The 13,781-nt window shown below is 58.5% G+C and carries 15 protein-coding genes; 6 read left to right on the top strand and 9 right to left on the bottom strand.

Features of this window, described 5'->3' with window-relative positions:
* The first annotated feature begins 116 nt into the window (after positions 1 to 116).
* Positions 117 to 1,265 (top strand): HD domain-containing phosphohydrolase, encoded by a 1,149-nt coding sequence (locus tag WCG50_RS04905; protein ID WP_336898456.1) that lies wholly within the window; start codon positions 117 to 119, stop codon positions 1,263 to 1,265.
* A 17-nt stretch (positions 1,266 to 1,282) separates the two neighbouring features.
* Here the strand turns inward: WCG50_RS04905 and WCG50_RS04900 are convergent, their stop codons facing one another.
* From WCG50_RS04900 to WCG50_RS04875, 6 genes are read right to left on the bottom strand one after another with little or no spacing between them, the layout of a single operon-like run.
* Entirely contained in the window at positions 1,283 to 2,302 is a 1,020-nt protein-coding gene (locus WCG50_RS04900) for an NAD-binding protein (RefSeq protein WP_336898455.1), read from the bottom strand.
* A gap of 38 nt (positions 2,303 to 2,340) precedes the next feature.
* The gene (locus WCG50_RS04895; protein WP_336898454.1) at positions 2,341 to 2,931 is read right to left on the bottom strand and encodes a DUF4337 domain-containing protein; all 591 of its coding nucleotides are present in this window, start codon (positions 2,929 to 2,931) and stop codon (positions 2,341 to 2,343) included.
* A gap of 1 nt (position 2,932) precedes the next feature.
* Entirely contained in the window at positions 2,933 to 3,427 is a 495-nt protein-coding gene (locus tag WCG50_RS04890) for a dihydrofolate reductase (RefSeq protein WP_336898453.1), read from the bottom strand.
* Positions 3,428 to 4,261, bottom strand: coding sequence for a thymidylate synthase (locus tag WCG50_RS04885; RefSeq protein ID WP_336898452.1), 834 nt, complete (start codon positions 4,259 to 4,261; stop codon positions 3,428 to 3,430). It abuts the gene before it with no gap.
* A gap of 21 nt (positions 4,262 to 4,282) precedes the next feature.
* Positions 4,283 to 5,716, bottom strand: a complete 1,434-nt coding sequence (locus WCG50_RS04880; RefSeq protein WP_336898451.1) for an FAD-binding oxidoreductase — start codon at positions 5,714 to 5,716, stop codon at positions 4,283 to 4,285.
* A gap of 4 nt (positions 5,717 to 5,720) precedes the next feature.
* A complete protein-coding gene (locus WCG50_RS04875) occupies positions 5,721 to 6,116 on the bottom strand; it encodes a DUF2069 domain-containing protein (RefSeq protein WP_336898450.1) in 396 nt (131 codons plus the stop codon).
* 21 nt (positions 6,117 to 6,137) lie between these two features.
* Between WCG50_RS04875 and WCG50_RS04870 the strand changes: the two genes are divergently transcribed.
* Positions 6,138 to 7,376: a YhjD/YihY/BrkB family envelope integrity protein gene (locus WCG50_RS04870; protein ID WP_336898449.1), complete on the top strand. Its 1,239-nt coding sequence runs from the start codon at positions 6,138 to 6,140 to the stop codon at positions 7,374 to 7,376.
* 26 nt (positions 7,377 to 7,402) lie between these two features.
* On the opposite strand, the gene WCG50_RS04865 is transcribed toward WCG50_RS04870, so the two are convergent.
* The 3 genes from WCG50_RS04865 to WCG50_RS04855 form a co-directional block, all read right to left on the bottom strand.
* Entirely contained in the window at positions 7,403 to 7,729 is a 327-nt protein-coding gene (locus tag WCG50_RS04865; protein ID WP_336898447.1) for a DUF2934 domain-containing protein, read from the bottom strand.
* Between the two features lie 75 nt (positions 7,730 to 7,804).
* Entirely contained in the window at positions 7,805 to 8,611 is an 807-nt protein-coding gene (locus WCG50_RS04860) for an alpha/beta hydrolase (RefSeq protein WP_336898446.1), read from the bottom strand.
* Positions 8,612 to 8,721: 110 nt separating this feature from the next.
* A complete protein-coding gene (locus tag WCG50_RS04855) occupies positions 8,722 to 10,017 on the bottom strand; it encodes an O-acetylhomoserine aminocarboxypropyltransferase (protein ID WP_336898445.1) in 1,296 nt (431 codons plus the stop codon).
* Between the two features lie 150 nt (positions 10,018 to 10,167).
* On the opposite strand from WCG50_RS04855, the gene WCG50_RS04850 reads away from it, so the two are divergent.
* From WCG50_RS04850 to WCG50_RS04835, 4 genes are all read left to right on the top strand, one after another.
* Positions 10,168 to 10,635, top strand: a complete 468-nt coding sequence (locus tag WCG50_RS04850; RefSeq protein ID WP_336898444.1) for a CBS domain-containing protein — start codon at positions 10,168 to 10,170, stop codon at positions 10,633 to 10,635.
* Between the two features lie 50 nt (positions 10,636 to 10,685).
* Positions 10,686 to 11,780, top strand: a complete 1,095-nt coding sequence (gene aroC / locus WCG50_RS04845; RefSeq protein WP_336898443.1) for a chorismate synthase — start codon at positions 10,686 to 10,688, stop codon at positions 11,778 to 11,780.
* An 8-nt stretch (positions 11,781 to 11,788) separates the two neighbouring features.
* Positions 11,789 to 12,910, top strand: coding sequence for a J domain-containing protein (locus tag WCG50_RS04840; protein WP_336898442.1), 1,122 nt, complete (start codon positions 11,789 to 11,791; stop codon positions 12,908 to 12,910).
* A gap of 63 nt (positions 12,911 to 12,973) precedes the next feature.
* Positions 12,974 to 13,781, top strand: an 808-nt coding sequence (locus WCG50_RS04835) for a U32 family peptidase (protein WP_336898441.1), incomplete at its 3' end; no start/stop codon positions are given.

Here is a 13,781-nt window from a genome sequence, read left to right as displayed (position 1 = left end):
TTCCCAAATCGATGAAGGGGTGATTGTGCCTTTCACGGCATTGGTTCGCTGGCAAAGAAAAAATAGGTGAAAACAGCATCTTTTCAAAGCCCCTGAAGATGCCTAAACTGCGGCCCGTGAAAGTTATCAAACTACCCCGATCCAAAGTTCATCTCGGTGCGCCCTTGGCATGGAGCGTACGCGATGAGCACGGCACGTTGTTGCTGTCCAAAGGCTTTGTCGTGCAGACTGAAGCGCAGCTCGACCAGTTGCTGCAGCGTGGTGCCTTTGTTGACGTTGAAGAAGTGATTGCCTCTGCACAAAGTGAGCAGGCGCCTGACGTCAAAACCGTGGTGCTCCCGCCCAACCTGTTTGGTCTTTGGGCGAAAACAGCCGAAGGTCTGCGAATCCTGATGACGCGCCCTGAAGAAAAGCCCGACTTTGCCGCGCAGTTGGATGCTTTTGTCGTCAATATTTTGGCGCTGCTCGACAGCAACGTGGACATCGCCCTTTACCGCGCTGTTCGCCAGGACAATCACCAGCATTTTTATTATGGCTACACGCATGCCATCCACACCGCCGTGTTGTGCGTGCTGTTGTCACGCCACCTGCGCTGGGCGACAGCACGCATGCTCAGTCTGGTCAAGGCGGCGCTCACCATGAACCTGACGATCCTGGAGTTGCAGGGCAAAATGGCGGCCCAGGAAACGCCCGTGAAAGACCAGCAACGGGCAGAAATTCAGGCGCACCCCGTCAAGACGGTGGCACTGCTCAACAAGTTGGGCATTGAAGACGACGACTGGTTGCGAGCGGTCGCGCAACACCATGAACAATCGGATGGCACGGGTTACCCCAGTCGCTGCACCGCCATTGACGAAATGGCGATTGCCCTGCGCGTCTGCGACGTCTTCATGGCCAAAATAAGCCCGCGTGCCTTGCGTGCCGCGCTCTCCCCCCAAGAGGCCATCAAACAGCTCTACCGCGAGGACAAAGGCGGGCCACTGTCGACCGCCGTGGTCAAGGTGTTTGGCATCTACCCGCCGGGCGACTTTGTGAAACTGGCCTCCGGGGAGTTGGGGATTGTGGTGGAGCGAACCGCCAACGCGCGGGCCCCGATCGTGGCGTCCATCACCGACACCACCGGCCACCCGGTGGCAAGAACCGTGCGCCACGATACCGGTCAAGCAGAATTTGCGATCACCGGTACCGCCAGCGACCAGGCCATGCTCAAGCGCTTGCCGCCTGAACGACTCTACGGCTTTTCAATGGCGCCTGTGCCGCATTAAAGTGAACACGAAAACGCTCAAGCGTTGATTCTCTTTTCAAGGTGGTCACGCCCGCCCGGGTTGGACATCAGCACCAGCGCCACGCCGGCCTTGACCACATGGTCGTCGGCGGGATTAAACACCCACTTGCCATGCTCATGGGTGGCCATCAGGATGTATTCTTTGGATTTGGGCACCAGTTCGGCCACCGTGGTGGGCGCAAAGTGGCTGGGCAGCACCACTTCTTCGACCCGCAGTCCGTCATCGCTGCGCAGCATCTGGTCCATGAAGTTGACGGCGTGCGGGCGCAGCATGGCTGAGGCGATGCGCATGCCGCCGGTGAAGTCCGGCGACACCACTTCATCGGCGCCGGCGCGCCGGGCCTTGTTGATGTTGCGAATGTCATGCACTCGGGCCACCACCCGCGCCTTGGGGTTGAGCAGCTTGACGGATAACGACACCATCAGGTTGTGGCTGTCGTCACCGGTCACGGCAAACACGCCCGCGGCGGTCATGAGTCCGGCGGCACGCAGGGCATCGTCGTCGGCGGCGTCGCTGTGCAGGTAGAGCGTTTGCGGATAGTGTTCCAGCCAGCGGTCGAGCGCCTCGCGGTCAGACTCGATCACCACCAGGGGGCGGTTGGTCTTGACCAGTTCATGGGCCACGTTGGTGCCCACGCGGCCAATGCCGCACACGATGTAGTGGCCGCTGAGCCGGGTAATTTCTTTTTCCATGCGCTTGGCCCTCAGGGCGGTGTTGAGATTTGATTCGAGCAGCAAAGCCACCAGCGAAGAAAACAGGAAGCTCATCGTGGCAATGCCGATCACGGCAATGAACACGGTAAAAAGGCGCCCCATCGGGTGCTGGCTTAAATCAATGACTTCACCGTAGCCAATGGTGGCGACGGTGATGAAGGTCATGTAAAAACTGTCAATCCAGGTCGCATTCGGCTGGCCAATGTAGAGGTAGCCGAGGGTGCCGATGAGGTGAATCAACACCATCAGCGCCGCACCGTAAACCAGCGCGGAGAAGTGATTGCTCCTGAATATTTTATCCAAACGGCTTCTAGCCCCCGTTCTGTCTGCGTAAGCAGCTATTAAATATGTAGCGCCGCCAAGCCGCCGACGACCAGGCCAATACCGCCCGCAGCAAACATGGCGTACTCCAGCCACTTTTTCTTGGTCAATAAGGCAATGGCCGCCAGTGCGATGCACACCTGCAGCACGGTGGTGGATTGCGCCCAGCGGTGGTGCTGGTGCATTTGCTCATCGCTTTGTTTGTCCCATTGCGTGGCATCGGCTTCGAGCTTGTCGGCACCGACCTTGATCTCGTTCTTTTCTTTTTCGTAACGGTCAATCTTGCCTTGGTAGAAGTCTTTTTTGTCGGCCGGTGCCAGGTCGCGCGCCAACTCGGCCAGCGACTGTTTGGTGCTCTTGGACTGGAAATAATTCCACTGGTTGGAAGCTTCGGTTTTCTTGATGGCCGCGTTGTTTTTGTACAACCCGGCGTTGGCCTGTGTGGCGCCGCCCATGTAGCCAAAAATGGCGCCAATGGTGGCCACGATAGCGGTGAACATCGCGATCTGGTTGATCATGCCGCCGTGGTCACCGCCGCCGTGGCCGCCTTGTTGGGCGTGCTCCAGTTCGTGGTCGTGGGGGCCGTGTACGTGAAAACCATGTCCTGACATTTCAAACTCCTGAATTTTTGCAATAGGTGACAAAACTGAAACTTAAACCGGTGCTTGATACCTGCTTTTCGCGGGAAGTCTCCCGCCACTCCGGTCCGAATTGTGGCGCAAAAGCATCGCCTTCATATGACGCTTCTATGTCAGTCACCACCGCGGTGCTGGCCAGCGGCAGGGCCTGGGCGTAAATTTCGGCGCCGCCAATCACCCAGGCGTTGCTGTCAGCTGGGCACAGATCGCAAGCAGCTTTCAAGGAATGGGCTGTTAAAGCGCCAGCGGCTTGCCAGTCGGCTTGGCGCGTCACGACGATGTTCAGGCGACCGGGCAGCGGGCGAAACTTGGGTGGCAGCGAATCCCAGGTCTTGCGCCCCATGATGACCGGGCAGCCCAGCGTGGTGCGTTTGAAGTGCGCCATGTCTTCGGGCAAGTGCCAGGGTAGGGTGTTGTTATGGCCGATCACGCCGTTGGCGGCGCGGGCAAAAATCAGGTTCAGCTTCATTTAAATGGCAACCGGGGCTTTGATGGCGGGGTGGCATTCGTAGCCCAACACCTCAAAATCCTCAAACTCATAGTCAAAGATCGAAGCGGGTTTACGTTTGATGTGGAGGGTCGGGTAGGCCAGTGGCGCACGGCTGAGTTGCAGCGCAACCTGTTCGGCATGGTTGCTGTAAATATGGCAATCGCCCCCGGTCCAGATGAAGTCGCCGACGTCCAGGTCACACTGCTGCGCCACCATGTGCGTAAGCAGCGCGTAACTGGCGATGTTGAATGGCACGCCCAAAAATATGTCGGCGCTGCGCTGGTACAACTGGCAACTGAGTTTGCCCTTGCCGCCGGGCTCGGTGGCGGGTGCCACGTAGAACTGAAAGAACGCATGGCACGGCATCAAAGCCATTTTGTCGAGGTCGGCCACGTTCCAGGCGCTCACAATGATGCGGCGCGAGTCGGGGTTGCTCTTGAGGGTTTTGATGACTTCGGCGATCTGGTCGATGTGGCCGCCATCGGGTGTCGGCCAACTGCGCCACTGCACCCCATAAACCGGGCCGAGTGAGCCGTCGGGGCGGGCCCATTCGTCCCAGATGCTGACGCCGCGTTCTTTGAGCCAGTTGTTGTCGCTGGAGCCAGTCAGAAACCACAGCAACTCCTGAATGATGGAGCGCAGGTGGACCTTTTTGGTGGTGACCAGCGGAAAGCCCTCGTTCAAATCGAAGCGCATCTGGTAGCCAAACACGCTGGTGGTGCCGGTGCCGGTGCGGTCGGCTTTGAACACGCCGTTCGTACTGACGTGGCGCATGAAATCTTCGTATTGGGAGCGGATGGGGTAAGAGGTCATAGGGCGTGATTTTCGTACAAGTTAAACCCGAATGACCCGCCCCGGGTTCATCAGGTTGAGTGGGTCAAGCGCTTGTTTGATGACCCGCATCATGCCCAGCGCAACCGGCGATTTGTATTTTTCAAGAGTGGCGACTTTCAGGCTGCCGACACCATGCTCGGCCGAAATCGAACCGCCAAACGCCAGCACCGAGTCAAACACCAGCGTGTTGACTTGCGCCTCAAACTCGCGCAAAAACACCGCTGGTGTCACGCCCTCTGGCGCTTGCACGTTGTAGTGCAGATTGCCATCGCCCAAGTGACCAAAATTAACGCCGCGTACGCCGGAAATCGCAGCTTGCAGCAGCGCATCGGTGGCCCGCACAAAGTCAGGAATGGCGGAGATGGGAACGGAAATATCGTGTTTGATGTTGAGCCCTTCCAGCGCTTGCGCCAGCGGAATGCTTTCACGCAAGTGCCAGAGTTGGCGGGTTTGCGACAGGTTCTCGGCCACCACGGCATCCAGCGCGCATTCATCTGCCAGCGCCGTGGCCAGCAAGCCTTCAAATTGGGCCCGGGCATGAGCTTCGGATTCGTGGCTGGAGTTTTCCAGCAAGACGAAATAAGCAGCCTCCAACGGCAAGGGCACGCGCAACTGGGGAAAGTGCCGCGCGACCAGCGTCAGCGCAAACTGCCCCATCACCTCAAACCCGGTCAACCCGGCACCCAGATGTCGGTGCGCCAGACCCAACAAGCGAACCGCTTGCTCCAGCGACGCCACCGCCACCCAGGCGGTGAGTTGCGCGGCGGGCAGGGGAAAAAGCTTGAGCGTGGCTGCCGTGATGACGCCCAGCGTGCCTTCAGACCCGATGAACAGGTGGCGCAGGTCGTAGCCGGTGTTGTCTTTGCGCAGGCCCGACAAACCGTGCCAGACCTCGCCTTGCGCGTTAACCACTTCAAGGCCCAGGCACAACTCGCGTGTGTTGCCAAAACGCAGCACCTGGGTGCCGCCCGCGTTGGTGCCGAGGTTGCCACCCACCGTGCAAGAACCTTCGGAGGCCATGCGCAAGGGAAACAACAGACCGGCGGCTTCGGCGCTTTCCTGCAGGTTTTGCAGAATGCAGCCGGCCTCGGCGGTCAGGGTCAGGTTGTCGGCGTCGAGGGCGCGCACGGCATTCATGCGTTGCAGGCTCAGCACAATTTGCCGACCCGAGGCGTCGGGGGTCGAACCCACCACCAGCCCGGTGTTGCCACCCTGGGGCACCAGGCTAAGGCCGCTGCTGGGGTTGTTTTTGAGAAATTCGGCGCAGGTTTTGACGACCCGTGCCACCTCGTCGGTGCTGGCCGGGCGCACCACCGCCAAGGCTTTGCCGTGTGTGCGCTTGCGCCAGTCCTGCTCCCAGGTCGTCAGGTCGCCGTCGGTCAAAACATGGGGGCTGCCGACGATATGGCGCAGCGCATCCAGCAGGGTTTGCATGACCTCAGTCCGCTTTGACGACCGATTTGAGCCGCAAGCGAACGTGCATGGCGCAGGCCACAAACAGGGTCAGACACAGGCCAACCTCAATCATGGCCAGGTAATTGCCTGGCGCCTTGTCGCTGTAGGCCCGCACGGCGCCTTCGGTAAAGTAAAGCCAGACCAGCAGGCTGACCCAGCGGTAGGTGTACATGCGGTTTTTTAGCAAGCCCACCAGTGGAATGCACAAAGGCAATACCTTGAGCGCCAGCGAGGAACCGCCGGGCCGAAGCGGCGCCAGAAATAATTCCCAGACCAGCCCCAGAATAATCAGCCCGAGCAGGCTGCCGACAGCCAGCGCGCGCGTGGCGGAGACCCCGGGCGGGGGCGTATTTTGTTCAATCACAGTTGCAGTATTCATTGGGATGGCATCATACCGGCCATGAGTTCCCCCACCCCTTGGTCGCAGACCTTGACCCTTCGCCTTGACGCCCTGCTCAAGAACCTGTCGCGCTTTCCCTGGAGAAGCACTGCCCACACCCTGCGCGAGCGTTTTCGGGAAGACCGGTTGGGCCTCACCGCCAGCAGCCTGACCTTTACCACCACCATCGCTTTGGTGCCCTTCATGACCGTTGCGCTGGCCATTTTTACGGCTTTCCCGATGTTTTCCAAGTTTCAGGATGTGCTGCAAAAGTGGCTCATTGAGAGCCTGATTCCCGACAACATTGCACGCCAGGTGCTGGGTTACCTGACCCAGTTTGCCGGTCAGGCCAGCAAACTGGGCTTCGCGGGTGTCGCCATTTTGTTTACCACGGCGTTGGCCTTGATTTTGACCATTGACCGCACGCTGAATGGCATCTGGCGCGTGCGCACGCCCCGCTCGCTGGGGCAGCGGGTGCTGGTTTACTGGGCTGGTATCACCCTTGGGCCGCTGTTGCTGGGCGTTAGCCTGACCATCACGTCCTACGCTATTTCGGCCTCCAAAGGCGTGGTGGGCGTGATTCCGGGCGGGGTGCAACTGTTGCTGGATGTGTTGCAGTTCTTCCTGATGGCCTGGGGAATGGCCGCCATGTATTTCTATGTGCCCAACACGCAAGTGAAATGGGGCCATGCCTGGACCGGTGGCCTGTTTGTGTCGGCGGGCTTCGAGCTGGCCAAGAAAATACTTTCGGTGTACCTGAGCAAGGTGCCGACCTATTCGGTGGTGTATGGCGCCTTTGCCACCGTGCCGATTCTCTTGATCTGGATTTATGTGGCGTGGGTCATTGTGTTGCTGGGGGCGGTGATTACCGCCTATCTGCCCAGCCTGCTGCTGGGGTTGGAGCGACGAACCCGGTCACACGGCTTGCAGTTTCAACTGGCGCTTGAAACCTTGCAACAGTTGGACCACTTGCGCGGCACGACGGTACGGGGGTTGACGATTGCCCAGCTCTCGGTGCTGCTGCGCGTTGACACACTGCAACTCGAACCGGTGCTGGAAACCTTGTGTGCGCTGGATTGGCTGGGTTTGCTGAATGAAGAAAAGGAGGGTGAATCAGCGCGCTATATTTTGTTGGCCGACCCTGATACCACCTTGCTTGCGCCCTTGCTCAATGTCTTGTTGCTGCGCCAAGATGAATCGACCCAAAATTTATGGAAAAACGGCCGCTGGCCCCTGATGCATCTGCGTGATGCGCTATAAATAATAGTGCGTTCCGTTTATTTTTCTCAGACTGATGCCGGGAATTGGCCCGTGCCAATGAGGCGATCCACTTCAGCTTCAGCCGCCAGCCAGTCGTCGGTTGGGTTGCCTTCGGTAAAGCCGCGTCGCTCGGCAATGTAGAACGCTGCGACCTCGACGTAGCGTGCCCGCTGCTCGTCAGTCACTGTGGGTTTGGAGACGCTGGCCTTTGCGACCTTGGGAACTTTTGTTTTCACCACGGCTGCTTTTTTGACCGCTGGCGGTTTAGCAGCAAGCAACTCAGACTTGGCGGTCGTTGTTTTTTTAGGGGCTACTTCAGTCTTGGAAGATGCTACTTTTTTGGTTGTGACCATGGGTTTTCTCCAATGAATGTGGGGACTAAAGTTTTGAAGTTTAGTTCTCCATAACCTGGGTTAGATTGACATGCCTCAATTTGTCAAAAAAATCATCAGCGCCGATAGCATCGGTTCAGGGGTTTCGTTCATCTGATGGTGGCCGCCCGGCAAGGTCACGACTTGGGCGTTCTGCGCTTTTTTGATCAGGCTTTGGGCCGCTTTCGGCGGTGTCATCTGGTCCACACTGCCCAGCACAAACAGCACCGGGCAGGTGACTTGCACTATTGCCACTTCGCCATTTGAATAACTGTCGCAGGCTTTGAACCCGGTGTGAAAGACATTGACGCGCGGGTTGCTGGCCAGCACCCGGCGTCCCAGTGCCATCGACGCGCCAAAGACCCAGGTGCCCGGCCCCATGGCAGAGGGCGGCGGTGCCAGCGTGGAGCGCGAAAAGACATTGACCATTTCCAGGGCTTTCATGGGTTCGTGCAACGACGATTCCAGCAGCGCGGGGGAAACCTTCATCGGGAAAGCGGTGCCGACCAGCACCAGTTGACTGACCCGGTGCGGCGCACGGGCTGCAGCCTCCAGTGCGATCAGCGAGCCCAGGCTGTGACCGATCAAGACCGCCTTTTCCAGGCCCGCCGCGTCCATCAGGGCGATGACGAAATCTGCGGCCGCTTCCACTGTAGTGGGCGGCTCACCCTCGCTGCGGCAGTGGCCGGGAAGGTCGATCGCCAATACATTCCAGCCGTGGTTTGCCAAGTAGCGGGTTTGCAATATCCAGACGCTGTGGTCGTTCAGCACACCATGGATGAAGATGATCGTCGGCTTGGCGACATCAAAGTCTTTGCCGCCGGTGTAGCAGTAGGTTTTGGCTTGGTTAACGGTGAAAAACATGGCTTGCCTATTCCAGAAAAATATGAGTCAAATAGGGCTCTAGCCCCCGTTCTGCTTTCGTAAGTAGCTATTTAATTAATAGCTATTTATAGATGGCGAAAAGTTGCGGCTCACGCTTTTTCAGCCGCCTTGAGGGCGCGTTTCAAGTCGTCGATCAGGTCGTCGGCGTCTTCCAGACCGATGCTCAAGCGAATCGTGCCTTGCGTGATGCCACCCGCCGCCAGCGCCTCGTCGCTCATGCGAAAGTGCGTGGTGCTGGCCGGGTGAATCACCAGGCTGCGGCAATCGCCCACATTGGCCAGGTGGCTGAACACCTTAAGGCTTTCGACAAACTTCTTGCCCTGCTCACGGCTGCCTTTCAAGTCGAAGCTGAAGACTGAGCCGGCACCGCGCGGCAACAGTTTTTGCGCCAGCGCATGGCTAGGATGCGTTTCCAGCAGCGGGTGGCCGACCCGCGACACAAACGGTTGGCTGGCCAAAAACGCCACCACTTTTTGTGTGTTGCTCATGTGGCGCTCCATGCGCAGCGACAAGGTTTCGATGCCCTGCAAAATCAGCCACGCTGAATGCGGGCTCAGACAGGCGCCAAAGTCGCGCAAGCCTTCGCGCCGGGCGCGCAGCAGGAAAGCACCGACGGTCGATTCTTCGGTAAACACCATGTTGTGAAAACCTTCGTAGGGTTCGCTCAACACCGGGAATTTGCCGGATTTGTCCCAGTCAAAACTGCCGCCATCCACCACGATGCCGCCAATCACGGTACCGTGGCCGCTCAAAAATTTGGTGGCCGAGTGGTAAACCAGGTCGGCACCATGCTCGAACGGCTTGATCAGCCAAGGCGTGGTCAACGTGGAGTCCACCAGCAGCGGCACGCCGGCTTCGTGGGCGATGGCTGAGACGGTGGCAATGTCCAGTACATCCAGCCCCGGGTTGCCCACAGTTTCGCCAAAGAATAATTTGGTGTTGGGCCGCACCGCCGCGCGCCAGCCGTCAATGTCGCCCGGCTTCACAAACGTGGTCTCAATGCCAAAACGGCGCAGCGTGTAGTGCAGCAGGTTTTGCGAGCCGCCATACAGCGCGGTGCTCGCCACAATGTGCGAGCCCGCGCCCATCAGCGTGGCAATGCTCAGGTGCAGCGCGGCCTGGCCGCTGGCGGTGCTGATGGCGCCAATGCCGCCCTCCAAAGCCGCCACCCGTTGCTCCAGCACCGCGTTGGTCGGGTTGCTGATGCGCGAATAGACGTGGCCGGCGCGCTCCAGATTAAACAAGGCCGCCGCGTGGTCGCTGGACTCAAAAACGAAGGATGTGGTGAGGTGAATCGGCACTGCCCGCGCACCGGTGGCGGGGTCGGGCGCGGCACCGGCATGCAGCGCCAGCGTGTCAAAACCAGGGTCTGAGTAGCCGGGCATGGTCATCCTTTGTCGGTGTGGGGCAGTCTTTTGCCCAGAGCTTGCGAATTTGACGAGGGTAATCGACTTATTGGGCTATATTTCAGGAATAGCCGGTCAAAACAGCTTATCTGCGCATCCCCTACAAATTTACGAGCCACGAGGAAGTCTATGAAAGTCAGCGATATATTGCGCGTCAAGGGCAACACCCTTTACACCGCTACCCCCGATGAACCCCTGGCGCAGGCCGTGGCCGTGATGGCCGAAAAAGACCTGGGTTCGCTGGTGATCATGGAATATGGTGATCTGGTAGGCATGCTGACGTTTCGGGAGGTCATCCAGATGTTGATCAAAAATGGCGGTACCCTGGGCACCACCATTGTGCGTACCGCCATGGACGACTCACCCATGACCTGCACCAACGAGACCGATATTGACGAAGTGCGCCGCATGATGCTCAGCAGTCACTCCCGCTACATGCCAGTGATGGACAACCGCATGCTGATGGGCGTCATCAGCTTTTATGACGTGGCAAAAATTGTGGTGGACACGCAAAATTTCGAGAACAAGATGCTCAAGGCTTATATCCACGATTGGCCCGAAGAAGGCGCAGCCGCCGCTGCGGCACTGGCACCTTAAATTGCAAGGCCTTCGGGCCTTTTCTCGTTGCTCTGGGATAATCCCTGCCCATGAGCGGAAACACATTCGGAAAACTATTTGCAGTCACCAACTTTGGTGAATCCCACGGTCCAGCCATTGGCTGCGTGATTGACGGCTGCCCGCCGGGCATGAGCTTATGCGAGGCTGACATCCAGATTGATCTGGATCGTCGGCGCCCCGGCACCTCCAAGTTCGTCACCCAGCGCAACGAGCCTGATGCGGTCGAGATTTTGTCGGGCGTCTACGAGGGCAAAACCACCGGCACGCCGATTTGCCTGCTGATCAAAAATACCGACCAGCGCAGCAAAGATTACGGCAACATCCTTGAATCGTTTCGCCCCGGCCACGCCGATTACACCTATTTTCAGAAATACGGCCTGCGCGATCCGCGGGGTGGCGGTCGTTCATCCGCGCGCCTCACGGCGCCGATGGTGGCGGCCGGTGCAGTGGCCAAAAAGTGGCTTTTTGAGCACTATGGCACCGAGTTTCGCGGCTGCATGACGCAAATTGGCGAACTGCCGATTGGTTTTGAGTCCTGGGATCTGGTGCCTAACAACCCGTTTTTCGCCCCTGTGGCTGATGTCTCGGCGCTGGAGACTTACATGGAAGCCCTGCGCAAGGACGGCGATTCGTGCGGTGCCCGCATTCGCGTCTCTGCGACTAACGTGCCTGTGGGCTTGGGCGAGCCACTGTTTGACAAGATGGACGCCGACATTGCCTACGCCATGATGGGAATCAACGCCGTCAAGGGCGTGGAGATTGGCGCCGGTTTTGCCAGCGTGGCGCAGCGCGGTACCACGCATGGCGACTCGCTGTCGCCGGCAGGCTTCAAGTCGAATAATTCGGGCGGCGTGTTGGGTGGCATCAGCACCGGGCAAGACCTGGAGGTGTCGATTGCCATCAAGCCGACCAGTTCGATCCTGACGCCTCGCGAGTCGATTGACGTAAACGGGCAGACCACGCAAGTGATTACCAAAGGTCGGCACGACCCCTGCGTTGGCATCCGCGCCACCCCGATTGCCGAGGCCATGCTGGCGCTGGTGGTGATGGACCACGCCCTGCGCCACCGCGCCCAGTGCGGCGATGTAACCGTGGGTCTGTCTCCCATCAACGCGTCGATCTGATTTAAGAAATGTCCAAAAAACCTGCCAGCCAAACGCTGCGCATCGCGCCGCAAAGTAACAAGCCCACCTTGTCCAAAGCGCAGCAGGCGTTCAATAGCCTGGTCGCCAAGATCGAGGCCCGGCGCGCGCAGTTGGTGCAATGGCAGGCGGTGATGCAGACTTACCAGCAAAAGGTGGCCAACGACTACATGCCGGTCATGCAGTCCTTCAAGAAATGCCAAGCAGACATGGTGCACGGGCTGGATCAGGCCATGGACCAAAAAGGACTGACCAAGGTCGAGCGCCGGGCGCTTCAGGAAATTATCTGCAGCCTGGTCGAGCTTCTGGTGGCCGAGACCGGGGACGAAGCCCTCAAGGCGATTTACAACAAGCACAGCGATGACGACTTCGACGCCGAGGCGGCCGCCGAGTTAGAGGATATGAAACAGTCCATGGGGGATATGTTCGGGGTTGATTTGGGCGATACATCCGATGTGAATTCTCCCGAGGAATTGCTGGCGAAAATTCAGGCGCAGATGGCGCAAGAGGCGTTGGAGATGGATGAGTCTGCACGCCCGCAGCGCAAAAAGACGGCCAAACAACTGGCCCGTGAAGCGCAGAAAAAGGCCGAAGACGACCAGACCAGTTTGTCGATTCGCGAGGTGTACCGCAAGCTGGTCAGTGCGCTGCATCCTGACCGCGAACCTGATCTGGAAGAGCGCCAACGTAAAACCACACTGATGCAGCGCGTCAATCAGGCCTACGACAAAAAAGACCTGTTGCAGTTGCTGGAACTGCAACTGGAGTTGGAACACATTGATGCCCACAGCATTGCGGGCATGTCGGAAGACCGGGTCAAACATTTCAATAAAATTCTGAAAGAGCAACTGGCCGAGTTGGAGCAGGAAATTGAGTATGTGGAAATGCCTCTGCGGTCGCAGTTCAATCAGTTCACATTTCAAACGCTGACCCCGGCCAGTGTGATGCCGCTTTTGAACCGCGATATCGCCGACCTCAAGCGCCACGTGCAAGGACTCAAGCAAGATTTGAAAATGTTCAAAGAGCTTCCTGCGCTGAAGGTCTGGCTCAAAGCCTACCGCCGCCAGGCCAAAGCCATGCTAAGAGATGAAGACGACGATTTCTACTTCTAGCGCATCGCCTCACGGCACACCGCAGCTTCGCCGGTGCGTTTATTTACTTTTTTGGAACTGGGCATGACCTTTAAAACCCCCGAATTGCTGGCCCCCGCCGGCTCGCTCACCATGCTGGAAACTGCCATGGCCTTTGGTGCCACGGCAGTTTATGCCGGCCAGCCGCGCTACTCACTGCGGGTACGCAACAACGACTTTGGCAACATCGACGTGCTCAAGCAGGGCGTGGACCGGGCGCACGAGTTAGGCAACAAGTTTTACCTGGTGTCCAACATCTTTCCGCACGACAACAAGATCAAGAGCTACGTGCAAAACATGGCGCCGGTTATTGCCTTGAAGCCCGACGCCATGATCATGTCTGACCCCGGCCTCATCATGATGGTGCGCGAGACCTGGCCCGAGATGGAAATCCACCTCTCGGTGCAGGCCAACACCGTCAACTCTGCCGCCGTCAAGTTCTGGAAAAGCGTCGGTGTGGCCCGCGTAATCCTGTCGCGCGAACTCTCGCTCGACCAGGTCGCGCAAATCAGGCAAGAATGCCCGGACACCGAGCTCGAAGTGTTCGTGCACGGCGCGCTGTGCATCGCCTACTCGGGCCGCTGCCTGCTGTCGGGCTACTTCAACCACCGCGACGCGAACCAGGGCAGTTGCACTAACTCGTGTCGCTGGGATTACAAAACCCTGCCGGGTGTGGTCGATGCTTCGGGCGACATTCTGGCGCCGCAAGAGGCCGCCCAGCGGGAGCAGCAAGCGCGCTCTGAGGTCTATGTGATTGAAGAAAGTCAGCGCCCAGGTAGTTACATGCCGATTGAAGAGGACGAGCACGGCACCTATGTGATGAACTCCAAAGACTTGCGTGCCATCGAACACG

Origin of the sequence: Rhodoferax sp., assembly GCF_037143375.1 — a bacterium.
Classification (GTDB): domain Bacteria; phylum Pseudomonadota; class Gammaproteobacteria; order Burkholderiales; family Burkholderiaceae_C; genus Rhodoferax.
Note: the sequence above shows the minus strand (reverse complement) of the source record. Positions and strands in the feature narration are given on the sequence as shown.